21 protein-coding genes are annotated in these 23,890 nt (G+C 71.4%); 9 read left to right on the top strand and 12 right to left on the bottom strand.

Going from position 1 to position 23,890, the window contains the following annotated elements; translation table 11 throughout:
• Nucleotides 1-65: 65 nt before the first annotated feature.
• The 5 genes from ACWD3H_RS05535 to ACWD3H_RS05515 form a co-directional block, all read right to left on the bottom strand.
• Nucleotides 66-1,250: a Fic family protein gene (locus ACWD3H_RS05535; RefSeq protein ID WP_451954140.1), complete on the bottom strand. Its 1,185-nt coding sequence runs from the start codon at nucleotides 1,248-1,250 to the stop codon at nucleotides 66-68.
• Between the two features lie 177 nt (nucleotides 1,251-1,427).
• The gene (gene lon / locus ACWD3H_RS05530; protein WP_355556116.1) at nucleotides 1,428-3,797 is read right to left on the bottom strand and encodes an endopeptidase La; all 2,370 of its coding nucleotides are present in this window, start codon (nucleotides 3,795-3,797) and stop codon (nucleotides 1,428-1,430) included.
• Nucleotides 3,798-4,066: 269 nt separating this feature from the next.
• Nucleotides 4,067-5,122 carry an ABC transporter ATP-binding protein gene (locus ACWD3H_RS05525; RefSeq protein WP_451954139.1) on the bottom strand — a complete coding sequence of 352 codons (1,056 nt, stop codon included), beginning with the start codon at nucleotides 5,120-5,122 and terminating at the stop codon, nucleotides 4,067-4,069.
• Complete coding sequence (locus ACWD3H_RS05520; RefSeq protein WP_355556122.1) at nucleotides 5,119-6,726, bottom strand: ABC transporter permease; 1,608 nt, start codon at nucleotides 6,724-6,726, stop codon at nucleotides 5,119-5,121. Before ACWD3H_RS05520 ends, ACWD3H_RS05525 begins: the two co-directional genes overlap by 4 nt.
• 2 nt (nucleotides 6,727-6,728) lie before the next feature.
• Nucleotides 6,729-7,004, bottom strand: coding sequence for a hypothetical protein (locus tag ACWD3H_RS05515; RefSeq protein ID WP_451954138.1), 276 nt, complete (start codon nucleotides 7,002-7,004; stop codon nucleotides 6,729-6,731).
• 316 nt (nucleotides 7,005-7,320) lie between these two features.
• On the opposite strand from ACWD3H_RS05515, the gene ACWD3H_RS05510 reads away from it, so the two are divergent.
• A complete protein-coding gene (locus ACWD3H_RS05510; protein WP_355556127.1) occupies nucleotides 7,321-7,974 on the top strand; it encodes a biliverdin-producing heme oxygenase in 654 nt (217 codons plus the stop codon).
• A 131-nt stretch (nucleotides 7,975-8,105) separates the two neighbouring features.
• On the opposite strand, the gene ACWD3H_RS05505 is transcribed toward ACWD3H_RS05510, so the two are convergent.
• A complete protein-coding gene (locus ACWD3H_RS05505) occupies nucleotides 8,106-8,480 on the bottom strand; it encodes a DoxX family protein (RefSeq protein ID WP_451954137.1) in 375 nt (124 codons plus the stop codon).
• A 91-nt stretch (nucleotides 8,481-8,571) separates the two neighbouring features.
• On the opposite strand from ACWD3H_RS05505, the gene ACWD3H_RS05500 reads away from it, so the two are divergent.
• From ACWD3H_RS05500 to ACWD3H_RS05475, 6 genes are all read left to right on the top strand, one after another.
• Nucleotides 8,572-9,219, top strand: coding sequence for a TetR/AcrR family transcriptional regulator (locus ACWD3H_RS05500; protein WP_350919530.1), 648 nt, complete (start codon nucleotides 8,572-8,574; stop codon nucleotides 9,217-9,219).
• Between the two features lie 61 nt (nucleotides 9,220-9,280).
• Nucleotides 9,281-9,877: a TetR/AcrR family transcriptional regulator gene (locus tag ACWD3H_RS05495; RefSeq protein WP_451954136.1), complete on the top strand. Its 597-nt coding sequence runs from the start codon at nucleotides 9,281-9,283 to the stop codon at nucleotides 9,875-9,877.
• 130 nt (nucleotides 9,878-10,007) lie between these two features.
• On the top strand, nucleotides 10,008-11,321 hold the full coding sequence (locus ACWD3H_RS05490) for a sensor histidine kinase (protein WP_451954135.1): 1,314 nt from the start codon (nucleotides 10,008-10,010) through the stop codon (nucleotides 11,319-11,321).
• Nucleotides 11,322-11,370: 49 nt separating this feature from the next.
• Nucleotides 11,371-12,027, top strand: coding sequence for a response regulator transcription factor (locus ACWD3H_RS05485; protein ID WP_355556141.1), 657 nt, complete (start codon nucleotides 11,371-11,373; stop codon nucleotides 12,025-12,027).
• A gap of 285 nt (nucleotides 12,028-12,312) precedes the next feature.
• Nucleotides 12,313-13,053, top strand: a complete 741-nt coding sequence (locus ACWD3H_RS05480; protein ID WP_451954134.1) for an alpha/beta hydrolase — start codon at nucleotides 12,313-12,315, stop codon at nucleotides 13,051-13,053.
• Nucleotides 13,046-14,233, top strand: coding sequence for an acyltransferase family protein (locus ACWD3H_RS05475; protein ID WP_451954133.1), 1,188 nt, complete (start codon nucleotides 13,046-13,048; stop codon nucleotides 14,231-14,233). Before ACWD3H_RS05480 ends, ACWD3H_RS05475 begins: the two co-directional genes overlap by 8 nt.
• Nucleotides 14,234-14,334: 101 nt before the next feature.
• Here ACWD3H_RS05475 and ACWD3H_RS05470 read toward each other — a convergent pair whose 3' ends face one another.
• The 5 genes from ACWD3H_RS05470 to ACWD3H_RS05450 are packed head-to-tail and all read right to left on the bottom strand — an operon-like array spanning nucleotide 14,335 to nucleotide 19,586.
• The gene (locus ACWD3H_RS05470) at nucleotides 14,335-15,222 is read right to left on the bottom strand and encodes an STM4011 family radical SAM protein (protein WP_451954153.1); all 888 of its coding nucleotides are present in this window, start codon (nucleotides 15,220-15,222) and stop codon (nucleotides 14,335-14,337) included.
• 56 nt (nucleotides 15,223-15,278) lie between these two features.
• Complete coding sequence (locus ACWD3H_RS05465) at nucleotides 15,279-16,694, bottom strand: STM4012 family radical SAM protein (protein WP_451954132.1); 1,416 nt, start codon at nucleotides 16,692-16,694, stop codon at nucleotides 15,279-15,281.
• Nucleotides 16,685-17,500, bottom strand: a complete 816-nt coding sequence (locus ACWD3H_RS05460; protein WP_451954131.1) for an STM4013/SEN3800 family hydrolase — start codon at nucleotides 17,498-17,500, stop codon at nucleotides 16,685-16,687. The genes ACWD3H_RS05465 and ACWD3H_RS05460 overlap by 10 nt, the downstream gene beginning before the upstream one ends.
• 23 nt (nucleotides 17,501-17,523) lie before the next feature.
• Nucleotides 17,524-18,639, bottom strand: coding sequence for an STM4014 family protein (locus tag ACWD3H_RS05455; RefSeq protein ID WP_451954130.1), 1,116 nt, complete (start codon nucleotides 18,637-18,639; stop codon nucleotides 17,524-17,526).
• Nucleotides 18,636-19,586 (bottom strand): STM4015 family protein, encoded by a 951-nt coding sequence (locus ACWD3H_RS05450; protein ID WP_451954129.1) that lies wholly within the window; start codon nucleotides 19,584-19,586, stop codon nucleotides 18,636-18,638. The genes ACWD3H_RS05455 and ACWD3H_RS05450 overlap by 4 nt, the downstream gene beginning before the upstream one ends.
• Nucleotides 19,587-19,701: 115 nt before the next feature.
• Between ACWD3H_RS05450 and ACWD3H_RS05445 the strand changes: the two genes are divergently transcribed.
• Nucleotides 19,702-21,129 (top strand): MFS transporter, encoded by a 1,428-nt coding sequence (locus tag ACWD3H_RS05445; protein WP_355556155.1) that lies wholly within the window; start codon nucleotides 19,702-19,704, stop codon nucleotides 21,127-21,129.
• Nucleotides 21,130-21,135: 6 nt separating this feature from the next.
• Here ACWD3H_RS05445 and ACWD3H_RS05440 read toward each other — a convergent pair whose 3' ends face one another.
• On the bottom strand, nucleotides 21,136-22,365 hold the full coding sequence (locus tag ACWD3H_RS05440) for a cytochrome P450 (RefSeq protein ID WP_451954128.1): 1,230 nt from the start codon (nucleotides 22,363-22,365) through the stop codon (nucleotides 21,136-21,138).
• A gap of 95 nt (nucleotides 22,366-22,460) precedes the next feature.
• Here ACWD3H_RS05440 and ACWD3H_RS05435 point away from each other — a divergent pair, with 95 nt between their 5' ends.
• Nucleotides 22,461-23,870, top strand: coding sequence for an FG-GAP repeat protein (locus tag ACWD3H_RS05435; protein ID WP_451954127.1), 1,410 nt, complete (start codon nucleotides 22,461-22,463; stop codon nucleotides 23,868-23,870).
• Nucleotides 23,871-23,890 lie beyond the last annotated feature (20 nt).

Raw genomic sequence — 23,890 nt, 5'->3', positions numbered from 1 at the left:
AGCGCCCGCACCCGGCAAGGCCTCCACGGGCCACCGGGCGGTGACCATCGAGTTTCCGGTCGTTTTCAGCGTGCTGCCGAATCCGGTGAACGTGCGCCGACATCGCGCCAGTCGTGCCGGTACGGATCCCGCAGGGGGACGACCCTCCGCTCGAAGTCGTCCTTGATCGCCCGCATCCTCGCCCCCGGCGCGTAGAAGCGGCCCTTGGTCTCCCCGTACGGGGCAAGCCAGCCCTTGGCCGCCAGGTCGCGCAGGTCCCTGGCCGCCTGCCCCTGGCTGAGCGACTCGTCCAGCTGGTACCTGCTCCGGCGCAGCCGCCGGTTGACGAACACCTCGTAGAGCGCCGAGACGGTGCGGGTGTTGAGCCCGTCGGCGTCGATCTGCTCCTCCAGGAGCATCCACACCTCCCCCGCCTCGGAAAGCCTGCGCCGGACCTGCTGGGCCTGGAGATGGTGAGCGCGCAGGCAGAAACGCACCCAGTGCAGTGTGTCCCCATGCGGGTTCCAACGGCCGCCTTGTATCGCCGCCAAGCCGTCGTAGTAGTCGTAGGTGTTTCTGGCCTGTCCGAGCCACTCCTCGATGGAGGAGAACTCCGGGGTGGTGATCCGCTCCCTGCCGAGCACCAGTGTCTGGATCGCCCGCGACATGCGGCCGTTCCCGTCCCGCCAGGGGTGGATGCTCACCAGGTTGAAGTGGGCCATCGCCGCCCGCACGTAGCTCGACGCCTTCAGGTCGCCCTCGTTGAGCCAGGCGACCAGCTCGGCCAGCAGCTCCGGCACCCGCTCGGCGTCCGGGCCCTCGTAGACGACCTCTCCGGTGGTGGAGTTGCGGACGTAGCTGCCACCGGGCCGCACCGTGCCCGGGGTCTTGCCATGGTGATGACCGATCATCATGAAATTGAGCGCGTGGAGCAGGCCCGCGTCGAACGCGAACACCGGGGCGCGGGAGAGCATCTGGATGTAGGTGAGCGCCTGCTGGTAGCCGGAGATCTCCCTGGCGACCGCCCTGGAGGTCTCCAGGGGCTCCTCACCGGCCATGATCGACTCGATGTCCTCGACGCTGGCCCGGTAGCCCTCGATCGAGTTGGAACCCTGGATGGCCCGCGCCTGGAGCTGGCGCCTGAGCTGGCCGTCCCAGCGGTGGGTCTCCGCGAGGCGGTATTTCAGGTCGCGGCGCATCTCCTCGATCTCGCCGAGAACCGCTTCGTCGATGGCCTCCAGAGAAGGCGTTCCGTACAGCATGGATCCCATGTCACCATGACCGAATCATTCGGTCAATTAACTTTATGATTCGTCCATTTATATCCGACGGGCCCGTTCCGTCCCGTGACACGCGGATTGCCGGAGCTTGGCCGATCCGGCATCCACCGGGCAGCCGGACGGCCCACCCCCTCGGGTGAGAGGGCGGGCCGTCGTGGGGATCGCCGCTCAGGCGGCGGCGTGTTCGGCCACCTTCGCCGGGGTGAGCGCGATGTCCAGGACCTCGCGCACGTCGCTCACCGCGTGGACGGTGAGCTCGTCGCGGACGGCCTGCGGGACGTCGTCCAGGTCAGGCTCGTTGCGCGCCGGGATCAGCACCGTCGTGATGCCCGCCCGGTGGGCGGCCAGCAGCTTCTGCTTGACCCCGCCGATCGGGAGCACCCGGCCGGTGAGGGAGACCTCGCCGGTCATGGCCACGTCGGCGCGGACCTGACGGCCCGACAGCAGCGAGGCCAGGGCCGTGATCAGGGTGACGCCCGCGGACGGGCCGTCCTTGGGAACGGCCCCGGCCGGGAAGTGGACGTGCACCGAGCGGTCCTTGAGGGAACCGACGGGCAGCTCCAGCTCCGCACCCCGCGAGCGCAGGTAGGAGAGCGCGATCCTGGCCGACTCCTTCATCACGTCGCCGAGCTGGCCGGTCAGGGTCAGGCCGGTGTCGCCGGTCTCGGGGTCGGCCAGGGACGCCTCCACGTAGAGCACGTCACCGCCCGCCCCGGTGACCGCCAGGCCGGTCGCCACACCGGGCACCGCCGTGCGCTGGCTGGACTCGGGAAGCGAGGACTCCGGCACATTGCGCGGGCGGCCCAGATAGGGGACCAGATCCCCCACCACCACGGGCAGCTCGCCCTCGCCGAGCGCGACGTTGGCCGTCACCTTGCGCAGGATCCTGGCGATCGAGCGCTCCAGGGACCGGACCCCGGCCTCCCTGGTGTACTCACTCGCGAGCCTGCGCAGCGCGTCCTCGTCGACCGTGACGTCCTCGGCGGTGAGGCCGGCCTTGTCGAGCTGGCGCGGGAGCAGGTGGTCCCGGGCGATGGCGACCTTCTCGTCCTCGGTGTAGCCGTCGAGCGTCACGATCTCCATGCGGTCCAGCAGCGGGCCGGGGATGGCCTCGAGCACGTTGGCGGTCGCCAGGAAGAGCACGTCGCTGAGGTCGAGCTCCACCTCCAGGTAGTGGTCGCGGAAGGTGTGGTTCTGCGCGGGGTCGAGCACCTCGAGCAGCGCCGCCGTCGGGTCGCCCCGGTAGTCGGAGCCGACCTTGTCGACCTCGTCGAGCAGCACGACCGGGTTCATCGAGCCGGCCTCGCGGATGGCCCTGACGATCCGGCCCGACTGGGCACCGACGTAGGTGCGCCGGTGACCGCGGATCTCGGCCTCGTCCCGGACACCGCCGAGGGCGACGCGGACGAACTTGCGGCCCATCGCGCGGGCGACGGACTCGCCGAGGGAGGTCTTACCGACCCCGGGAGGGCCGGCCAGCGCGAGCACGGCGCCGCTGCGGCGGCCGCCGACCACGCCGAGCCCCTTCTCCGCCCTGCGCCCGCGGACCGCGAGGTATTCGATGATGCGGTCCTTGACGTCGTCGAGACCGGTGTGGTCGGCGTCGAGGACGGCGCGGGCCGCGGCGATGTCGTACGAGTCCTCGGTCCGCTCGTTCCACGGGATGTCGAGGACGGTGTCGAGCCAGGTACGGATCCAGCCGGTCTCGGGAGACTGGTCGGAGGTCCGCTCCAGCTTGTCGACCTCCTTGAGCGCGGCCTGGCGCACCTTCTCGGGCAGGTCGGCGGCCTCGACGCGGGACCGGTAGTCCTCCTCCTCGGAGGCGGAGGTGTCGCCGTTCAGCTCGGCGAGCTCCTTGCGGACCGCCGCGAGCTGCTGGCGGAGCAGGAACTCGCGCTGCTGCTTCTCCATGCCCTCCTGGACGTCCTTGCGGATCGTCTCGGCCACGTCGATCTCGGCCAGGTGCTCGCGCGACCACTCGACCAGCTTCTCCAACCGGTCCGCCGGGTCGGCGGTCTCCAGGATCTCCGCCTTGCGCGAGGTGCTCAGCCAGGGGGCGTAGCCGGAGTTGTCGGCCAGGACCGAGGGATCGTCCATCTGGTTGACCGCGTCGACGACCTGCCAGGCGCCCCGCTTCTGCAGGATCGTGGTGGCCAGCGCCTTGTACGCCTTCGCCAGCTCGTGGGCGCGCTCGTCCGCCGCGACCACGGGAATGCGGGTGGCCTGCACCCACAGGGCCGCGCCCGGACCGGTCGTGCCGGTGCCCACCCGGACCCGGTCGACGCCGCGCAGCACGGCGGCGGGCTCGCCGCCGGGCAGCCTGCCCACCTGCTCGACGATCGCCCGCACGCCCACCGAGCCGTATCTTCCGTCGATCCGGGGAACGAGCAGGACTTCGGGCTTGTTGTCAGCGAGAGCCTGTGCCGCGTCGATCGCGGCCCGGACCTCGGTCTCCGACAGGTCAAGCGGGACCACCATGCCCGGCAGCACGACCTCGTCGTCGAGCGGCAGGACCGGGAGGATCAAGCTCTCACTCATGTGAACTCCAAGGGTTGAGTTGTACTCACTCAATTAATGGGAGCCCGAGAATGTTCCCGAGGTTGAGCGTGTTCGCTGTGAGCGATCGTAATTGTGTAATTGGAACCATCGGCCGCCCTCTCCACGGTGGGACTCGTCAAGCCCCCCGCGTGCGACATCAAGATGCTCTGGCCCCGGCGTATCACCCGCTGCGGGTGATACGCCGGGGCCAGAGCCCGGTCTCACGCGCCGCGTGCCCGCTCACGGACAACCGGCGTGAGCGCTCTCCCCTAGATCTCGCGCCAGGCCTGGCAGACGCCCTCCACGAGCACCCCGACAGCGGATCCCGCCGTCACCGGGGCCGTGTGGCCGGGTACTCGCGCGATGATCTGGGTGTCGTCGGCGAGCCGGAGCGTGACGATCGCGTCATGGCCGTGAAAGTCGTAACCGGTCACGGTCGCGGTCACCGCCGGGCCGGTCGACGCCGCGGTGAGGCGGATCTGTTCGGGGCGCACCATGGCGGTGAGGCTCCCGGCCCCCGCCGGTATCCCGCCCACCGGGATGTGACCGAGTGCCGTGGACAGCACGGTGCCACCCGCGCCTGGGCCGATATCGGTTCCGGCGGGCAGGAACACCGCGTCACCCACGAACGCCGCCACCCATGGGTCCACCGGTTCCCGGTAGACATCGACCGCCGGTCCGCTCTGGATGACCAGGCCGTCGCGCATCACCGCGACCTGATCGGCGCTGGAGAGGGCCTCGCCCTGGTCGTGGGTGACGAGGATGGCGGTCGCCCCGTCGGCCCGTAGCGCGGCGCGCACATCGCGCCGCAGGTCGGCGCGGAGTCCGGCGTCCAGCGCGCTGAACGGCTCGTCGAGCAGGATGAGGGAGGGACGCGGTGCCAGCGCCCTGGCGACCGCCACGCGCTGCTGCTGCCCGCCGGACAGGTGATGCGGCATCCGCTCGCCCTGTCCGGACAGGCCCACCAGGGTGAGCACTTCCTCGACGCGGCCCGAACGCCGTTCCTCCCGGTTCAGGCCGTACCCGACGTTGTCGCCCACCGACAGGTGCGGGAAGAGCGCGCCCTCCTGCGGGACGGTGACGACATGGCGGCGTTCCGGGGAGGTGTGCGTCCCCGGACCCGCGACGATCCGCCCGTCAATGGCGATCTCACCGGCATCGAGCCGTTCGAAACCCGCCACACAGCGCAGCAGGGTCGTCTTGCCGCACCCCGAAGGGCCGAGTACGGCGGTCAGGGTGCCGCTCGGCACGGTGAGGTCGACTCCGGCGAGCGCGGTCATCGCGCCGTACCTCTTGGCGATGCCACTCAGTTCCAGCCGGCTCATCTGGTGGACTCCCTGGTGAGGATGCCGGTGCGCGAGGTGAGCAGCCACGCGGGCACCGATGACAGCAGCACGAGCAACGCCGCGTAGGGGGCGGCGGCGGCGTAGGCCGCCACGGTGGTGTGCGTCCACAGTTCGGTGGCGAGGGTGTCGACACCCGTCGGGCGCAACAGGAGCGTAGCGGGCAGTTCCTTCATGCAGGCCAGGAAGGCCAGCGCGGCTCCGGCGCCGATCCCGGGCAGGGTGAGGGGCAGGGTCACCGTGCGCAGCACGGCCGGCGGTCTTCGGCCCAGTGATCGGGCGACGTCTTCCAGGACGGGCGGTGCCTGGGCCGCCGCCGCGGTGACCGCGGCCACCGCCAGCGGAAGGAACAGGGCGGCGTAGCCGAGCGCGAGCAGCCAGGTCGTCTGGTAGATCGGATAGGCGAGGCTGATTCCGAAGGAGACCAGGGAGAGGCCGATGACCAGACCCGGCAGGGCGTGGCTGAGGTAGCCGAGACGATCGAGCAGTGTGGTCAGTGGGCTTGGCGCCTTGGCGGTGAGCACGCCCAGCGGCAGCGCGAGCAGCACGGTGAGCACGGTGCCCGCGAAGGAGAGCCAGAGCGAGTTGCCCGCGGCGGCGGCCACCTCGGACCAGGCCCCCGGCCGCGAGACACCCTCGATCATCCGGTGGCCGAGGCTCACCACGGTGACACCGAGGGAGAGCCCGGCGAGAGCGAGCAGCACGAAGGTGGCGGGCCACCGCGTCCGGGCGAGGCGGAACCGGGCCGGGGCCCGGCGGGCGGCGCCCAGATGAGCGTAGCGGGCACCGCGATGGCGGCTCGCCGTCTCACCCGCGAGTATGAGCATCGTCAGGAGGACCAGCACGCTTGACAACACCAGCGCCCCGGTCCGGTCGAAGCCCAGGTCGAAGGCGACGAAGATGGCCCGGGTGAAGGTGTCGGCCCGTACGATCGACACCGCGCCGAAATCCGACAGAACGTACAGTGCCACCAGAAGCGCGCCGCCCGCGACCGCGGGACGGACCTGCCGCAGTGTCACGCCGGTGAAGGTGCGCCAGGCGTTTCTGCCCAGCGACCGAGACACCTCCTCCTGGGCCGGGTCGGCGCCCTTGAGCGCCGCGGCGACGGGCAGGAAGACGTAGGGATAGGAGCACAGCGTCAGCACCAGCGCCGCCGCCCAGAAGCCCTCGAACCCGTCCACGGTCGATCTCCATGCGAATGCCGCGATATAGGTCGGCACCGCGAGCGGCAGGGCCGCCAGAACCGCGAACGCGCGCCTGGCGGGCAGATCTGTCCGTACGACCAGGAACGCCGAGCCGACCCCCAGCACGAGGCAACCGGCGCTCACCACCACCGCCAGGCCGAGGGTACGGAGCGCGAGTAGCGCGACTCGCGGGGTGAACACCTCCTCGGCGATACGCTCCCAGCCCGCTTCGGCCGTCCGCACGCCGAGATAGAGCACCGGGATGAGGGCCACCGCGACGGCCAGTACCGACAGGGCGAGCAGTAGCGGCCTGCGAGGACGTCCGGCCACCGGCAGGACACGCCCGAACGACCATGAGGTGGGTCCGTCGTGGCGGACCCGCTTGGCGAGATTCGGTCGCATGGTCAGAAGACGAGTCCTGATTCCCTGATCAACGCGATCGTGGCCCCAGGCCGGCCGAGATCGTTGACCTCCACCGCGGGAACCTGGAGCGCGCCGGCCTCCCGGGCGAAGAACGCGTCCGCCGGGGACCGACCCCCCTCTTCGAGGAGCCGGCCGGCCAGGGCGGCGGTACCGCCGCCTGCGGAACCGCTCCCGGAATCGTTTCCGCAGGCGGCGGGCCCGAACAGCAGGGCACCCGCTGCCGGTGCGAGCACGGCTTTGGGGGGTTCAGCGGGCATGGCGGTGTTTTCCTTCTGTCGATCGAGAGGAGTCCGATCACGGCTTCGACAACGCTGTAAAAGTTAGCCGAGCCTAACCTAAGGGTAGATTGGCGGCGAAGGCACCCCCCTCGGAAGCCACGGCACCATCCGATGCGCCCGGCTCCCGGTGGCATGTCCCACCCGCTCGCGCCGAGAACCCCGTCCCCGCACGTCCCACCCGAAACTCGACGCGGAGGGTGGCCGGTTTAATGACGAGGTGTCGTCATCAGCTTGACGGGAGGGTGCGATTTTTGTGACACTGCGTCATGAAAAGTTTCCTCGCCGCGGAGTGATCATGAGTGAGCCGCCGTTCTCCGAAGTCCTCAGGAACGCCACCTGGGGCGACCACGAATCCGCCGAGGACGAGAGCTACCTCAAGGCTCTGATGGCGGGCAGCCTCACCCCCGAGGCGTACGGCGAGATGGTCGCCCAGCACTACTTCGCCTACGTGGCCCTGGACGGCGCCGCACGGTCGCTCACCGAGGACCCCGTCGCGGCACCGTTCGTCCTTCCCGAGCTCTACCGGGAGGAGGCCCTGGTCCGCGACCTGGAGACGATCTACGGGTCCGGCTGGCGGTCCAGGATCGAGCCCTCCAAGCCGACCCTGACCCTGGTCGCCCGCATCAACCAGGTCGCCACCTGGCCGGCCGGCTACATCGCCCACCACTACACCCGCTACATGGGCGACCTGTCCGGCGGGCAGTTCATCCGGATGGAGCTGCAGAAGATCTACGGCTACCAGCCGGGCGGCGGCATCGACTTCTACCTGTTCGACGGGATCGGCAGCCTGCCCCGTTTCAAGAACGAGTACCGGGCCCGGCTGGACGCACTACCCCTGGACGAGGCCGAGAAGCAGCGGCTGATCCGCGAGACCAAGCTCGCCTACCTGCTCAACACCGAGGTCCTGGGCGAGCTCGGCCGGGTGGCCCGGTCCGAGGTCGCCGCCTGAACCCGGTCGTCCCACAGCACGAGAGAACGCTCCGGCACGGATTCTCCATGCCGGAGCGTTCACCTGTCCGGCGCCCTCCAGGCTTCGGAAATCGCACGGTCCCGGCAAAGGCCCCAAAAGACATACGGTGCTCAGAAGGCGTACGGCCCGAAACGGCCCCAGGCCACGAAGGCGGCCAGCGCGAGGAGTACCAGGTTCATCACGAGTGCCGAATACTCCTTGCGCCGGACGTGCACGATGATGGCGCCGATCATCGTGATCACCAGGCCGGCGGCGGCGAGCGGGGTCAGCACGGGCAGGATGCCGGTGAGGGCGGGCAGGATCAGCCCGATCCCGGCCAGCACCTCAAGGATGCCGATGGCCTTGACCTGTCCGCCGGAGAAATCCTCCACCCATCCCCCCAAGTTGGCGATCAGGTTCTCGCGCGGCTGGGTGGACTTGGTGAGACCCGCGATGAGGAACATCGCGGCGAGCAGGCCCTGCCCGATCCAGAGGACAACGTTCATCAGGCACTCCGAAAAATAAGTGAAGGCACACCTTCGTTTGTCGCCACCGTAGCATAACCGCAGGGAAGCCTTCACTTTGTAGAATCGGCTCATGGAAGCGTGCAAACGGCGGAGGTTGCGCAGGGACGCCGAGATCAACCGGGAACGGATCATGACGGCGGCGCGCGTCGCGTTCCGCGAGCGCGGGCTCGACGTGCCCCTGGAGGAGATCGCCCGCCGGGCCGAGGTGAACATCGCCACGCTCTACCGGCGCTTCCCCGACCGCGAGGCGCTCATCGAGGCGATCCTGGCCGATCACATGGCCGATTTCGTCGAGGCCGCCGAGGCGGCGGAGCTCGCCGACGACCCCTGGGAGGCCTTCGCCGGGCTGGTCGAACACGTCTGCGGGATGCAGGCCGCCGACCAGGGGGTGACCGAGGCCCTCACCACCTGCTTCCCCACCGCGGCGCTGGAGGCGCCGAGAGCACGGGCGATGGCGGCGGTCGACCGGGTGATCGAGCGGGCCCGCCGCGCGGGGACGCTGCGCGCCGACTTCACCGGTCAGGACCTTATGCTGATCATGATGGCCAACGCCGGGGTGCTCGGCTCCACCCGCTGCACCGCCCCTCAGGCGTGGCGGCGACTGATCGGCCTGATCCTCGACGCCTGCCGCGCCGACCGGGTCGGCCCTCCGCTCCCCCCGGCCCCCAGCACCAAGGACCTGCAGGCCGCCATGAGTTCGGCCCGCCCCCAGCGCTGACCTCGCGGCCGGACCCCAAACGACCTGACAGCCGGCGACGGCACTGTGCGACCATGGGGCCATGCCCCGGATTTCGGCCGCGACCATCGGCGAGCACCGCGCCCAGACACAGGACCGCATCCTGCGGGCGGTCTCGCGTCTCTCCCGGGAGCAGGGCATCGACGCCATCTCCATGACCGAGGTGGCGAACGAGGCCGAGATCACCCGCACCGTGCTGTACAACTACTTCCCCGACAAGGCCGCGCTGCTGCTGGCCTTCACCGAGCGGGTGACGCACTACTTCATCGACAGCTACGAGCGGGAGCTGCCCGAGCGGGCCTTGCCCGCCGAGCGGCTGCGGGTCTTCGTCAGGCTCCAGCTCGACGGGCTGCTCGCCCACCCCCATCCCGGCCCCGCCGACCTGTCCGCGGCGCTGGGCCCCGACGCCTACCAGCGCCTGGCCGACCATGTCGAGCCGATGCAGCGCATCCTGACCGGCATCATCGACAGCGGCGTGGCCTCGGGCGACTTCCACGCCCCCGACGTGGAAGTCGCCGCCCGCTTCATCCTCGCCGTCATCGGCGCCGAGCGGGTCCCGCTGCTCAGCGGCGCGGTGACGCCCGAGGAGGCCGCGGAGATGGTCTCCGGCTTCGTGCTGCGCGGCCTGGGCACGACCTGAGCCCACCGGATGGTGCGGGTTCCGTCACGGTGGACGTCCCGGCCGTGTCCCGCGGCCCGGAGTCGGGTGACACTGAAGATCACCCCCTGGTGGGACGCGGACCACGGTCGCGCCGCCTAGGCTGATCCGGGTGATCCCCAGCTCCGCGCGGCAGGCCCTCGCACGGCACGCGCGGCCGGTACGGGAGGCCGCCGCGCGACTGGCCCATCCCCTCGTCGAGGCGCTGGTGACCGGGGCGGCCGATCCTGCCGGCCGCCTCCGGTCACGCCGCCTCCGCCCCCGCATGCCGAGGGTGCTGAGGCTGCTGCCGTTCCGGACGATCGACCTGGTCCTGCTGGCCGACCTGGCGCTGACCTTCATACTGTTCAAAGCCTGCCTCTCCATGCTCCAGGAGACGGCGGCCCGGGTGAACTCCCCGCTCGATCCGGACTGGCTCACGCTCACGGCCCTGGCCTTCTCCCTGCCGCTCGCGCTCCGTAGCCGGTGGCCACTGGCCGCCTGGCGGGCAGCGGTCGTGCTGATCCCCCTGGGTACGGTCGTCTCACGGCAGTTGATCGACCCCCCGTACAACGTGGACACCGCGATCATGTACGCGCTCGTGGTCTACGCGGTCGCGGTCCGCTCCGAGCGGCACATCACCGTGGGCGTGTGGATCGTCTCGGTCCTCGTCACCTGGATGATCTACCCCGGTTCGCTGACCGTCGTCACCGGCATCGTCACGGCGACCGTCCTGTTCGGCCACAACGTGCGCGCCCGGCGGCTGGCCATCGGCCTGCTGGCCCAGGAGGAGCAGCGCAGCCGGCAGGCACTGGCCGGACAGGCCGTACTGGAGGAGCGGGCCAGGATCGCCAGGGAACTGCACGACGTCGTCGCCCACCACATGTCGGTGATCGCCATCCAGGCCGAGGCCGTTCCGCTGCGAGCGGCCGGAGACACGGAGCGTCTGGAGGAAGGGCTGAGAGAGATCCGCGCGCTGTCGCTCGCGGCCATGACCGAGATGCGCCGCGTACTGGGCGTGCTGAGGGAGGACGACGGGCACGCGGACATCGCGCCGCAGCCGGGCCTCGGCCGCCTGGAGGAACTCGTCGACACCGCGCGCTCCGCAGGGCTCACCGTGACGCTCAAGGTGGGCGGCGACCTGACGGGGCTGCCCACGGCGGTGAGCCTGTCCGCCTACCGGATCGCCCAGGAGTCGCTCAGCAACGCCATGCGGCACGCACCCGGTTCGGCCGTCTCGATGAGGATCGCCCGGTACGGCGCCGAGCTGCACGTCCAGGTGACGAACAACGCCGGGCACCGTTCCCCCGGGGAACCCCAGCGCATGGGGCACGGCCTGATCGGAATGCGGGAACGGGTGTCCGTGCTCGGCGGAAGCCTGTGGGCCGGGCCGGTCGGGACGGGCTTCGCGGTCACCGCCATACTGCCGATCACGGAGAACGCTTGACCTCCTGCCCCGGGCCGAAACCCGGGGTCTCCACGCTCAAGGAGATTCGATGACGATCCGGGTGCTCATAGCCGATGACCAGGGCATGGTACGGACCGGCTTCACCGTTTTCCTGAGCTCGCAGCCGGACATCGAGGTCGTGGGCGAGGCCGCCGACGGGCGCGAGGCCGTGACCCGGACGGCCGAGCTGCGGCCCGACGTCGTGCTGATGGACGTGCGGATGCCGGTCATGGACGGCCTCGCGGCGACACGGGAGATCATGGAGTCCACCGGCCCCACCCCGAGGATCCTGATTCTGACCACGTTCGACCTCGACGACTACGTCTACGAGGCGCTGCGGGCCGGGGCGAGCGGGTTCCTGCTCAAGGACGCCTCGGCGCAGCAGCTGGCCGAGGCGGTACGGGTGCTGGCGGCCGGGGAGGCGCTGCTGGCGCCCTCGGTGACCCGGCGGCTGATCGCGGAGTTCGCCCGCGTCGGCCCGCACCGCCCGCGCGGGCGCCTGGACGACATCACCGAGCGCGAGACCGAGGTGCTCGCGCTCATCGCGCGGGGCAGGTCCAACCAGGAGATCGCCGAGGAGCTGATCCTGTCGGAGCAGACCGTCAAGACCCACGTGGGCCGGATCCTCGCGAAGCTGAACCTGCGCGACCGCGCCCAGGCGATCGTGCACGCCTACGAGACAGGCCTGGTCCGCCCAGGCGAATGAGTCCGCGGTGCCTCGGGGCCTCCGGAGTCATCTTCCCCCCGCCCGCCGGACACCGCACCGGACGACGAACGGTTCGCGCGGTGACGCGACCGGTCACCGGACACTCGCGCCCCGGCCGGGCTCTCACCTCCGCCCTGAGGGTCCTGGTGGCGCCGGCCTCGCTCGCCGGGTGAGCCCGCATCACCCCCGAGAGGGATCGCGAAGACACCTCCCCGGGGTGATGCGATCGACGGGCCGCGGTTCCTAGCCTCCTGTCCAATCCCGCAGGCCGGACAGGAGGCTCGCATGTTCCGCCGCACGCTCATCGTGGCCGTCGCCACGGCGCTCGCCTACCTGACGGTCCCGCCGCCCGTGGGCGACCGGGTGGTCCGGGTCTACGGCGATCTCGCCGCGGCCGAGTACGTCGCGGTCATCGTCCCCGGGGCCGACACCACGGCCGCCACCTTCGACGGCGGCAGGGCCAAGCGGTACAACACGCCGGGGGGAGGGGCGCGGGCGGTGCTGGCCGAGGCCCGGGCGCTGGATCCGGGGGCGAGGCTGGCGGTGATCGCCTGGCTCGGCTACGACAGCCCGGCGATGCTCAGCCTTCGCGTGATGACCGGCGGGGCCGCCGAGCGGGGCGCGGTGGAGTTGCGGCGCTACGTCACCGGAGCCCTGGGAGGCAAGCGGGTCAGCCTGCTGTGCCACAGCTACGGCTCGGTGGTGTGCGCCGGGGCCGTACCCGCCTCCGGCGTCGCCGACACGGCCGTCTTCGGCAGCCCGGGACTGGGCGTCTCCTCGGCTGCCGAGCTGGGCGGCACCCGTCTGTGGGTGGGCAGCGGCGCCCTCGACTGGATGCGCGAGGTGCCCAAACTCCGGATCGGCCCGTTCGGCTTCGGCCCCGATCCCGCCGCCCCGGCCTTCGGCGCCCACCCGTTCGGGACCGAAGCCGCCGGGCACGACGACTATCTCAAGCCGGGCAGCGAGTCGCTGCGCAACCTGACCCTGATCGCCCTCGGCCGAGGCGGCGAGGTGTCCGGTGGTTAGCCTCACGGCCAGGATCGAGGCGGCCACCCCGGTCGGCAGGGACAGGGGGGTGGACGCGCTGCGGGCGCTGGCGATCCTGGGCGTGGTGCTGGGGCACTGGCTGGTGACGGCGTGGGCGCCGGGCCCGGCGGGGGCGGTGTACATGGCCAGCCCGCTCAGCCACCTGCCGGCGTTGACACCGCTGTCCTGGGTGTTCCAGACACTGGCGGTGTTCTTCTTCGTCGGCGGCTACGCGGCGGCGCGCGGCCTCCGCCCGGCGGCGGCCCTCGGGCCGGACTCCGCGGCCCCCACCGCATCGCGCGCTCCAGCGGGGGTTGCCCGCGAGGCGTATCCGGCAGGGGCGTGGGTGTGGGCCAGGATGGGGAGGCTGCTGGGGCCGGTGGTGCCGCTCGCCCTGGTCTGGACGGGAATCGCAACGGGGATGGCGCTGCGCGGGGCACCGGTGGGGCTGATCAGGTCGATGGTGTTCCCGGCGGTGGGGCCGCTGTGGTTCCTGGCCGTCTTCGCCGCGCTGACCGCGGCCACTCCCCTGCTCCTGCGGGCACATCCGGCTGTCACGGCCGCCGTGGCGTTCGCGGTGGTGCTCGGGGTGGACCTGGCCAGGTTCTGGCTCGGCGGTCCCGCCTGGCTGGGATGGGCGAACCTGGTGGCCGGCTGGCTGGTGCCGTACGCGCTGGGGATCGCCTGGGCGAGTGGCCTGCTCGGCTCACGCCGGGTGGCGGTGGGTCTGCTGGCCGGCGGGGCGGTCGGGGCGGCGCTGCTGGTCGCCGGATTCGGGTATCCGGCGAGCATGGTGGGGGTGACCGGGGCCGCGGTCTCCAACCTGGGGCCGCCCACCCTGGCGGCGGTCTGCTTCGGGCTCGCCCAGGTGGGGGTGGCGCTGCTGGCGCGCGCTCCGCTGGCCCGGTTGATGCGGCGTCCCCGGCTGTGGGCCACGGTCGCGCTGGCCAACCTGTCGGCGATGACGCTCTTCCTGTGGCACCAGAGCGCGCCGGCCGTGATCGCCGTCGCCGCCCTGCGCCTCGGCGACGTCCCCGGCCTGCTGGCCGTGCCGGACGAGCCGGTCTGGCTGCTGCACCGGCTGGCCTGGTTTCCGGTGTTCGTGGCGGTTCTCGCGCTCGCCTGGTTGCCGGGAGTCATCCGGAGGCGGCTTGATGACAGGGGGCCGTCATCTGCTTGACGAGGCGGCACAGCTCTTGCGCCGCCATTTCTCTGGCACCATGTCAGTCGCGGAACACCCTGACGGGCCGCCTGGCGCGCCTGGCCGTTCGTCATCCGACCTCAGCGGGCGGGGATGCGTTCCAGGACTCCCCCGGCGAAGACGTCGTAGAGACCGGTCGCCTCCAGGTGCACGTAGCCGATGTGGCAGTCGCAGATCGCCGCCGGGCACGCCGTGGCCCTCGGCCTGAACGTGCCCTCGTAGAGGTTTCCGAGCACGGCCGGGACGAAGTGGCAGCGCCGCACGGTGCCGTCGCCGTCGACGGAGATCACGCTGTCGCCGGTACGGCAGGGCAGGCCGGCGCTCCGATGCGGTGTCCTGCTGTGCTGGAAGAGCGGATCTATCGCCGTCCAGTCGGCGGCCTCGTCATCGGTGTAGGCGGTGCCCTCCGCCGCGTTCACCCAGACGTAGACCTCCGCGGGCAGGTCGGCCCGGATGCGGCGGGCGTGGCCGAGGTGCCCGGGCAGCCCGACGACGCCGACGCTGAAACGGACCCCGTGCGCGACCAGGTCGCGGCAGCGGGCGAGAAAGCGCTCGTGGGTGACCTGGCCGGGGTGGTAGGTCACCCAGAGGGCGAGCGTGTCCAGGTCGGCCTCGGCCAGCCAGCCGGACCGGCAGCTGAGGTTGGTCTGGATGGCGACCCGCCGCACGTGCGGGAGGTGGCTCAGCTCGACCATCGCCCGGCGGTACCACGAGCGGACCAGGCCCTCGCCCCACGGGGTGAACAGCACCGAGACCGGATGGTCCCGTCCCGCCACCCAGGCGGTGAACCGCTCCAGCGCCGCCCGGTCCCGGCTCAGCTGCTCCGGGCTGTCGCGCCGCTTGGCGAACGGGCAGTAGGGGCAGTCGTAGTCGCAGCTCGCCAGCGGCCCCCGGTAGAGGATCGTCAGGTGATCGCGACCTTCGCCGTCGGCGCTCGGATCACTTGATCCACCGGGCCTGCCCGGCAGGAGCGGCAGGTGGCGGATTCCGGAGGCGGGGGCGCCGGGTGAGTCGGCCAAGCCTGTCACCGTTCCTCGTATCGGGCCATCAGCGCGCGGACCCTGCCGGAGAACAGCGCGGGACCGATCGCGTCGGAGCGGGCCAGACCCTCGGCGGTGAGCCGGAGCCACCCGGGGCGCGCCCCTTCGCCGCCCGGCGGCGGCGCGTCACGCTCCAGCAGACCCCCAGCCGTCAGGCGCTCCAGCTCCTCGCCGAAGTGGGTCTCGGCCCCGGCTCCGAAGCGGGCACGGTAGACCTCGGGATCGAGCCCGTCGGCCTGGAGCAGCGACTGGATGAGGTGGCGACGGCGCCGGTCCTCCTCGTCCAGCCGGAAACCCACGTTGGCGACCGCGAACTCCCCGTGAGCCAGGCGCACGTAGTCGTCGATGATCGCGCGCACCTGGCCGGCGCCGACCGCGTACTCGTGGGAGTAGTGCAGATGAGAGGTGTAGGAGCGGGCACCGCAGCCGAGGCCGACCATGCCGTCGCTCTGGCAGCTGTACTCGGCGGGGCTCGACCGCCCCGGCAGCCGGAACATCCGCATCGAGATCTGCTCGTACCCGGCGGCGAGCAGGTGGTCGCGGCCCTGACGGTAGAGGGTGAGCCGGTGGTCGTCCCAGTCGCGGGCGCGACGGCCCAGACCGGTGAGCGGGCGGACGTACAGGGGGTAGAGGTAGATCTCCTCGGGCTTCCAGGCGAGCGCGGCGTCCAGCGAGTAACGCCAGGACGCCTCCGTCTGCCCGTCGATGCCGTAGATCAGGTCGAGGTTGAGCGTCTCGAACCCGGCCTCGCGGATCCGGCCGAGCGCCGTCTCGACCTCCTGCCGCCGCTGCGGCCTGACCGCCGCGCGGGCCTCGGCGTCGACGAAGCTCTGCACGCCGATCGAGACGCGGGTCGTGCCCCGCTCGGCGAGGACCGCGAGCCGGTCGGCCGTCGCGGTCGCCGGGGAGGTCTCCACGGCCATCGGGACGGCCCGCAGGTCGGCGCCCATGATCTGCTCGGCGAGGTCGAACATCCTGGTGAGCTCGGCGGCCTTGAGATAGGTCGGCGTGCCGCCGCCGACGGCCGCCGCCACGAAGCGGGGACCGTTCAGGGCACCCCGTACGGCGCTCGCCTGGCGTTCCAGCGCGCCGAGATAGGCGTCGACGAGCTCCTCGGGGGCGCCGGTGCGGGTGAACAGGTTGCAGAATCCGCAGCGCATCTCGCAGAACGGGACGTGCAGGTAGAGGAAGAGGTGGTCGACGGGCTCCCTGGCCCACACCTCCGCCAGTGGCGGACGCGGATCGAGCGGCCGGTAGGCGGTCTTGTGCGGGTAGGCGTAGACATACCCCTGATACGGCCCCGCATCGGGTGAGGCGGCGTCCAGCGGCGGCGGCGCGGGTGCGCCCCGCTCGCCGTCCACCACCTCTGGCGTCCGGCCAGGACTCGGAGTCAACGCCACTCCCCCCGCTCCATCGTGAACTCACCGTAGGGCACGGTCCAGACGACCTCGTGACCGATCCGGTGCCCGACGTATCCATCTTCACCGTAGGCGGTGCCGTGATCGGAACAGACGATCGCGAACCCAGGGCGCCGTTCGCTCATCAGCGCGAACAGCCTGCCGATGTGCCGGTCGACGTATTCGAGCGCGGCGGCGTGGCTCCGCCGGCTGTCACCGTGCTCGCGAGTGGCGCCCGGCAGGTGGAACCAGTTCGGCTGGTGCAGGGCCGACACGTTGACGAACAGGAACACCGGACCGTCCACCCCCGTGACCACCCGCTCGGCGCATGCGATCTGCGCTTCGAACGAGGTCCGCGAGGTGACCCCGAACCCCGGCTCCCAGTGGCTCTCGGCGAACATCGCCGGCAGCGCGGACCCGAGCGGGGTCAGCTTGTTGAAGAACCCCACCCCGCCGACGCAGACCGTGTGGTACCCCGCCCCGGCCAGCCCGCCGGGCAGATCGGGCGCGTCGAACACCCAGGTGCCCGGGGCCGTGGTCTCGCTCCCGGGGAACGCGGCGGCGAACGGGCGGGGATGCGGTCCCGGCTCGATCGGGGTGGGCAGGAAACCGGCGAGGATCGCGGCGTGCGCGGCGTAGGTAAAGCTCCCCGGACTGTGCCGCCGCTCCCACCGGCCGCCCGGCAGTGCCCTGCTGAGATTCGGCAGCCGACCCGCCGCCAGCAGTTCCTCCGCCACGTCGTACCGAAGCGTGTCGAGCGTTACCAGCAGCAGGTCGTGGCTGCCCACGATCTCGTTCATGTCACGCATCGGCCCCGCCTTCGCCCCCGAGGTCACGGGACCGCCCGGGTCGCGGTTCTCCCCGCCCCCTGCGGCGAGTACCGGGCGAGGATCGCGCGGACCTGGGCACCGTAGGTGTCGAGGCCCTCCGCGCCGCTACCGGGCAGGCCCTCCAGCCGGGGCAGCAGGTCGCCGAACGCGTTGACCTCGGCCACCGCGAGATCGTGCCAGTCGGCCCCGACCATCAGGTCGACCCCGGCGGCCGGACTCCCGGGAAAGCAGGCCGCCGCCCGTGCGCAGACCTCCAGGGCCCGCTCCCATCCCTCGGCGCCGAGTCCGGCCCTGACCTCGCCGAGGTCGCCGCGCAGACCGCCGAGGTGCAGGTTCGTTATGGGCCCCCGGCTCGTGCGGACGACCGCGTGGGTGGGCGTGCCGTCCACGACGACCACCCTCAGATCGATCGCGCGCCCGCCGAGGCTCGCCTTGGGAAACCATCGCTCGACGTGCAGCCCGTCTCCGGCCAGCGCCTCGACGATCGCCGCCAGGTCGGACTCGTCCTCGTAGCACCTGACCCGCAGGGAGTTGCGCAGCCCCCCGGAGGTCAGCTCCGCCGAGGTCACCGCCCTGACCCGGTCGCCCGACGCGTGCAGGGCGACGACCCCCGAGGCCGACGAGCCATGGGCCGGTTTGACGAACACCCGCCCCCAGCGGGCCTCGCCCATCCGCTCGCGCAGCTCGGCATAGCCGCGGATCGGTCCGGGAAGCGCGGGCGGCACCGGCACCCCGGCCGCCGACAGCCTGGCGTGGCAGCGTCGTTTGTCGAACATCACCGAGATGTCCTCGACGTCGGCGAGCAGCACGGCCCCCGGAGTCCGGCCGACGGCCTCGCGGACCCGCGCCGCCCCGGCGACGAACGCGGCGTGCCAGCGGGCCCCGCCGCCGGCCCGGGACGGCTCGCCGCCTCCGCGCAGCAGCTCGTCCGTCTCCGCGTCCTCCCCCGGCGAGTCGATCCGTACCAGCGTCTCCGGCTCGATCCGGATCTCCGCGCCGCGCAGCACGGACGTCCACGGCAGGACCGCGGGCTCGCGCAGTCCCTGCCGGACGCAGGCGTCGGCGAACATGGCCACCCGCCGCTCCCCCGGCGTGCCGACGACGGCGAGCGCGGTCATTCGGAGACCGCGACGTAATACCAGTCGTCGTCGGGCTTCTCCTGTTCGGACAGGTCGAGCTCGACGCCGGAGAACGCCACCCTGAGGCGCTCGACCATGGCGTCGCTCAGGAAGTGGTGGTGCAGGTCCAGCCGCCTGAGGTGGGCCGGCGACCGGCTTGCGAGCAGCGCCTCGGCACCCGCGTCGGTGAGCGTGCCCATCGACAGGGCCAGCGACTCCAGCCGGGCCACCACCGGGGCTGCGGCGACGGCCGTGGCGACCTCGTCCTGGATCTCGCTGTCCTGCAGGCCGAGGTGCTTGAGCGCGGGCAGCCGCTCGCCGGACAGGATGCCCTCCAGATCGGCCACCGTGGTGTCTCCGCCGTACTCCACCGCCCCGAGCCAGAGCTCCAGGTATTCCAGCGCGGGGAAGTCGCTCTCGCCGACCGCCCTGGCCACCGCTGGGGGCAGGCCGCCCGTCTCGAACCGGAGGATCCTGAGGTTGTCGTGCCGGATCGGCCGCAGCTCCAACTCGGTGCCGCCCCGGACCTCCAGGCGCTCCAGCAGCGGGAACGCCGCCAGCAACGGGGTGACGTCGCTCTGCACGATCCAGGAGATCTCGCACTCCTCCGACGACATCGCGCCGAAGAAGAGCGAACGCAGTGCGGGAAACCGCGCCGCGTTCTCGGCCAGCAGCCGGACGGGACCCGAGGCGTCGTTCTCGTAGGCCTCACCCCAGCCGCCGACGATGATCGCCCTGACCTCGGTGGTGTCGACGGTCTCGACGAAGCGCGCGAAGTGCTCCTCGAAGGTCTCCTTGGCGTCGTGGACGCGGACCGAGATGCGCCACGCCGCCTCGCCCGCCGCGGGCATGGGCGCCCCCGGCGGGCGCAGGCTCACGATGGGCAGGCCCGCGTACTCCCCACGGTGGAGACCGTCGACGTCGTCGTTGAACTCGCTGTAGTCCATCGGAAACTCCCGTCAGGCTTAACGTGGCAGGACCCGTCCTACCAGAGTCACCCGACATTCTCTGAATCATGCGCGCAGGTCAGGTGGGCACGGGGCGTCAGCGATGATGGACGGCATGGACAACGGTCACATCCGTCTCAATTCTGCGGCGGGACGCTGGGTTCTGCTCACCACGGTGCTCGGTTCCGGCATCGCCCTGCTGGACAGCACGGTGGTCAACGTGGCGCTGCCCGCCCTCGGCGCCGATCTCGGCGCCGACATGGCCGGTCTGCAGTGGACCGTCAACGCCTACACCCTCACCCTGGCGGGTCTGATCCTGCTGGGCGGCTCGCTCGGTGACCGGTACGGCAGGCGCAGGATCTTCCTGATCGGCGTCGTCTGGTTCGCCCTCGCCTCCGCCCTGTGCGGCCTGGCGCCCAACGTGCAGACGCTGATCGCGGCCCGCGCGCTGCAGGGCATCGGCGGGGCGCTGCTGACCCCCGGCTCCCTGGCCATCATCCAGTCGTCCTTCGACCGCGAGGACCGTCCCAGGGCTATCGGGGCGTGGTCGGGTCTGGGCGGGGTGGCCTCGGCCATCGGCCCGCTGCTCGGCGGGTGGCTGGTGGAGACGGCCGGCTGGCGCTGGGTGTTCCTGATCAACCTGCCGCTGTCGGCGCTCGTCGTGCTGGTCGCCCTGCGGCATGTCCCGGAGAGCAGGAACGCCGAGGCCGCCGGCCGGTTCGACGTGCTCGGCGCGGCGCTGGCGGCGCTGGCGCTGGCCGGGATCACCTACGGCCTGATCGGACTGGAGGTCGTCCCGATCCTGGCAGGCGTGTCGCTGGGCGCCGCGTTCGTCTGGCTGGAGATCAGGCGCTCGCCCAGGGCGCTCGTACCGGTCGAGGTCTTCGCGTCAAGGGTGTTCACCGCGGTCAACGTCGTCACGTTCGTCATGTACGCCGCGATGGGCGTGGTGTTCTTCCTGCTGGTGGTCCAGTTGCAGGTGTCGGCGGGCTTCTCCCCGCTGCTGGCCGGGTCCGCGATGATCCCGGTGACGATCCTGATGCTGCTGCTGTCGGCCCCGGCGGGCGAGCTGGCCAAGCGGATCGGGCCCCGGCTGCCGATGACGGCCGGCATCCTGGTCTGCGCGGGAGCCCTGCTGCTGATGTCGCGGATCGGCCCCGGCTCGTCGTACGTGGTGGACGTGCTGCCCGTGACGACCCTGTTCGGCCTGGGTCTGTCGGCGGCGGTCGCGCCGCTCACCGCGACCGTGCTGGCCAGCGCCGACGAGCGGCACGCGGGGGTGGCCAGCGGCGTCAACAACGCCGTCGCCAGGACCGGCGGGTTGCTCGCGGTGGCCGCGATCCCCCCGCTGGCCGGGCTGACCGGTGACGCCTTCGACTCCCCCACGATCTTCACCACCGGATTCCATACGACCATGCTGGTCAGCGCGTCGATGATGGGCCTCGCGGCGCTGCTCACCTTCCTCACCATCCGGGGGAACGTGCTGATCCGCTCGGAGCCGAAGACCGGCTGCCCGGTGACGGCTCCCCAGCCCGGCAGGTGACCGCCCTCAGAAGGTGAACGCCTGGCTGCGGACGCTGTTGTCGAAGTTGGACACCAGCAGCTCCGGCTCGCCGACCGAGCGGACCTCGGGCAGCCGGGTGAACAGCTCGCGGAACATCGCCCTGATCTCCTGCCTGGCGAGGTTGGCCCCCAGGCAGAAGTGCGGCCCCGGACCGCCGAAGCCCACGTGGGGCTTGGTGTCCCGGGTGATGTCGAACCGGTCGGCGTCCGGGAAGACCGTCTCGTCGCGGTTGGCCGAGCCGTAGAAGAGCACCACCTTGTCGCCCGCCTTCAGCTGCAGGCCGCGCAGGTCGTAGTCCTCGGTGACGGTGCGGCGGAACTGCATGATGGGTGAGACGTAACGGACCATCTCCTCGATGGCGCCGCCGATGTGGGCGTCGAAGTCGTCTGCCAGCAGGCGCCGCTGCTCGGGGTTGTCGGTCAGCAGCTTGATACCGTGCGCCATGGTGTTGCGGGCCGTCTCGTTGCCCGCCACGAGCAGGAGCGTGAAGAACGACCCCAGCTCCCTGTCGGTCAGCCTCTCACCGTCGACGTTGGCGGTGACCAGCGCGGAGACCAGGTCGTTGCCCGGCGCCCCCGAGCGCTCCCTGCCCAGGTTGATCACCAGGCGCTGCAGGGCGAGCAGCGCGAGCGTGTTCTGGGCGGCCATCCTGACCGTGTGCGCCAGGCTGGGCCGCACGCCGGAGTAGGCGGTGGAGATGTCGACGTGCTGGTGGACCCTGGCCCGCACGTCGTCCGGGACGCCCATCATGTCGCAGATGACGTGGATGGGCAGTTTGGCGGCCACCTGCGTGACGAAGTCGCCGGGCCCCGAGGCCGTCACCTCGTCGACGATCCGCGCGCACGCGGCGTCGATGTCGCCCTGCAGGTTGCTCAGCATCTTCGGGCTGAACGCGCGGGAGACGATGCGGCGGAGCCGGGCGTGCCGGGGGTCGTCCATGTTGACCATGGACTCGCCGAACACGTGCTTGACCCAGCCGGGCGGCTCGGGGCTGGTCACGCCGGGCTCGCTGGAGAACACCTTGGCGTTGCGGCTGGCCTCCACCACGTCGGCGTGCCTGACCAGCGCGTAGAACCCCTTGCCCGAGCGGAGCAACGGCACCCGCTTCTCCTCGAAGAACACCGGCCGGTCGAGATCCCGAAGCCGCGCGAACGCCTCATGCCGCTCCTTGAGCGGCCGCCGCCAGAATCCCAGGTCGGCCAGGTCGATTTCCATGCTTTCAATCCTGGCATGTTCTTTACCCGTACCGGCCACGTGAATTTCATATCCTTGTGGGCCGCGTGTCCGAATTATCGGAAACCATTACGGCTATGAGAGCCGTGTTTCTCGTCTCCATTGCCTTCACCTCCCTTCTGGTCTCCACCTCCCCCTCCATGGCGAACGCCTGCTCCGGCGTACCCTCCGACTTCGACGGCGACGGACGGGCCGATCTCGCGGTCGCCGCGCCCTACACCCGCTCCGGCGGCCACGCCCGCGCGGGGGCGGTCACCGTCCTGTACGACATGCGCACCACCCGGAGGCTGACCCAGGACGAGCCCGGCGTGCCCGGCGAGAGCGAGACCGGGGACGCGTTCGGCTCGGCGCTGGCGACCGGTGACTTCGACGGCGACCGCTGCGCCGACCTGGCCGTGGGCGTCTCCGAGAAGGACCGCTCCCGGCCGGGAGCCGACGGCGACGGAGTGGTGCTGCTGTTCCACGGCTCGCCGGACGGCCTGCGGCCCGGCCGGGTGATCGACGCCGGCGACCTGGGCCACGAGCGCGACTCCGGCCGGTTCGGGGCCGCGCTCGCGGCGGGGGACCTGGACGGGGACGGGGACGACGAGCTGGTGATCGGCGCCCCGGGGCTGGGTGGCGGCGCGGTCGGGGTGTACGGATTCAGCGGACGCGAGCCGTACATGATCACGCAGCGGACCGGATGGGTGGGACAGCCCGAGAAGGAGACCGACCAGTTCGGCGCGGTGCTCGCCACCGGGGACTTCGACGGCGACGGACGGGCCGAGGTCGCCGTGGGCGCGCCCGCGGACACGGTCCTGAAGAACGGCCAGGGCTCGGTCACCGTGCTCGACGTCCGGCGGCGGAAGGCGACCTTGCTCACCCAGGACAGCCCGGGGATCAGCGGCCGCGCCGAGGCCTGGGACTTCTTCGGCGAGGCCCTGGCTACCGGTGACTTCAACGCCGACGGCCACGCCGACCTGGCGATCGGCGTACCGGGCGAGGGCCTGACCGAGAACCAGCGGGCGATGGACTACGGCGACGGCACGGTGCACGTCGTCTACGGCTCCCGCGCCGGACTGCGCACCGCGGTCTCGGAAACCTGGTCGCAGCGCTCCCTGAAGGGGGAACCGCGCTACTTCGACCGCTTCGGCGCCGCCCTCGCCGCCGGAGACCTCAACGGTGACGGCGACGACGAGCTGGCGATCGGGGTGCCGGGTGAGAACGCCGTCCAGGTGCTCGCGGGTACCCGCTCCGGCGGGCTCACCAAGAACAACAACCTGCTGATCACCGGCGAGGGCGGCGACTTCGGCGGGGCTCTGGCCATGGTCGCGGGCCGCGGCCTGGTCATCGCCGCCCCGCGCGACGGCAGGCTCACCCTGCTGCGCGGGACCGTACGGAAGGGCCCCTACCCCGGCATCCGCCCGTCGACGGCGAGGACGCTGGCCACCGCCGCCAAGGGCACCCTGTTCGGTTACGCCCTCACAAACTCGTCCTCACCCCGGTAGACGACCGTTTTCTTCGACTC

Source organism: Streptosporangium sp. NPDC002607, assembly GCF_053592655.1.
The sequence above is the reverse complement of the archived record's forward strand: the minus strand, read 5'-3'. Positions and strand labels throughout refer to the sequence as shown.

Excerpts from the sequence above, each read along its gene's own strand:
- ACWD3H_RS05495 (WP_451954136.1), top strand. The coding sequence starts at position 9,281 with ATGCCCCGGATTTCGGCCGCGACCATCGGCGAGCACCGCGCCCAGACA.
- ACWD3H_RS05510 (WP_355556127.1), top strand. The coding sequence starts at position 7,321 with ATGAGTGAGCCGCCGTTCTCCGAAGTCCTCAGGAACGCCACCTGGGGC.
- ACWD3H_RS05450 (WP_451954129.1), bottom strand. The coding sequence starts at position 19,586 with ATGGACTACAGCGAGTTCAACGACGACGTCGACGGTCTCCACCGTGGG.
- ACWD3H_RS05485 (WP_355556141.1), top strand. The coding sequence starts at position 11,371 with ATGACGATCCGGGTGCTCATAGCCGATGACCAGGGCATGGTACGGACC.
- ACWD3H_RS05440 (WP_451954128.1), bottom strand. The coding sequence starts at position 22,365 with ATGGAAATCGACCTGGCCGACCTGGGATTCTGGCGGCGGCCGCTCAAG.
- ACWD3H_RS05480 (WP_451954134.1), top strand. The coding sequence starts at position 12,313 with ATGTTCCGCCGCACGCTCATCGTGGCCGTCGCCACGGCGCTCGCCTAC.
- ACWD3H_RS05505 (WP_451954137.1), bottom strand. The coding sequence starts at position 8,480 with ATGAACGTTGTCCTCTGGATCGGGCAGGGCCTGCTCGCCGCGATGTTC.
- ACWD3H_RS05435 (WP_451954127.1), top strand. The coding sequence starts at position 22,461 with ATGAGAGCCGTGTTTCTCGTCTCCATTGCCTTCACCTCCCTTCTGGTC.
- ACWD3H_RS05500 (WP_350919530.1), top strand. The coding sequence starts at position 8,572 with ATGGAAGCGTGCAAACGGCGGAGGTTGCGCAGGGACGCCGAGATCAAC.
- ACWD3H_RS05515 (WP_451954138.1), bottom strand. The coding sequence starts at position 7,004 with ATGCCCGCTGAACCCCCCAAAGCCGTGCTCGCACCGGCAGCGGGTGCC.
- ACWD3H_RS05520 (WP_355556122.1), bottom strand. The coding sequence starts at position 6,726 with ATGCGACCGAATCTCGCCAAGCGGGTCCGCCACGACGGACCCACCTCA.
- lon (WP_355556116.1), bottom strand. The coding sequence starts at position 3,797 with ATGAGTGAGAGCTTGATCCTCCCGGTCCTGCCGCTCGACGACGAGGTC.
- ACWD3H_RS05460 (WP_451954131.1), bottom strand. The coding sequence starts at position 17,500 with ATGCGTGACATGAACGAGATCGTGGGCAGCCACGACCTGCTGCTGGTA.
- ACWD3H_RS05525 (WP_451954139.1), bottom strand. The coding sequence starts at position 5,122 with ATGAGCCGGCTGGAACTGAGTGGCATCGCCAAGAGGTACGGCGCGATG.
- ACWD3H_RS05455 (WP_451954130.1), bottom strand. The coding sequence starts at position 18,639 with ATGACCGCGCTCGCCGTCGTCGGCACGCCGGGGGAGCGGCGGGTGGCC.
- ACWD3H_RS05445 (WP_355556155.1), top strand. The coding sequence starts at position 19,702 with ATGGACAACGGTCACATCCGTCTCAATTCTGCGGCGGGACGCTGGGTT.
- ACWD3H_RS05535 (WP_451954140.1), bottom strand. The coding sequence starts at position 1,250 with ATGGGATCCATGCTGTACGGAACGCCTTCTCTGGAGGCCATCGACGAA.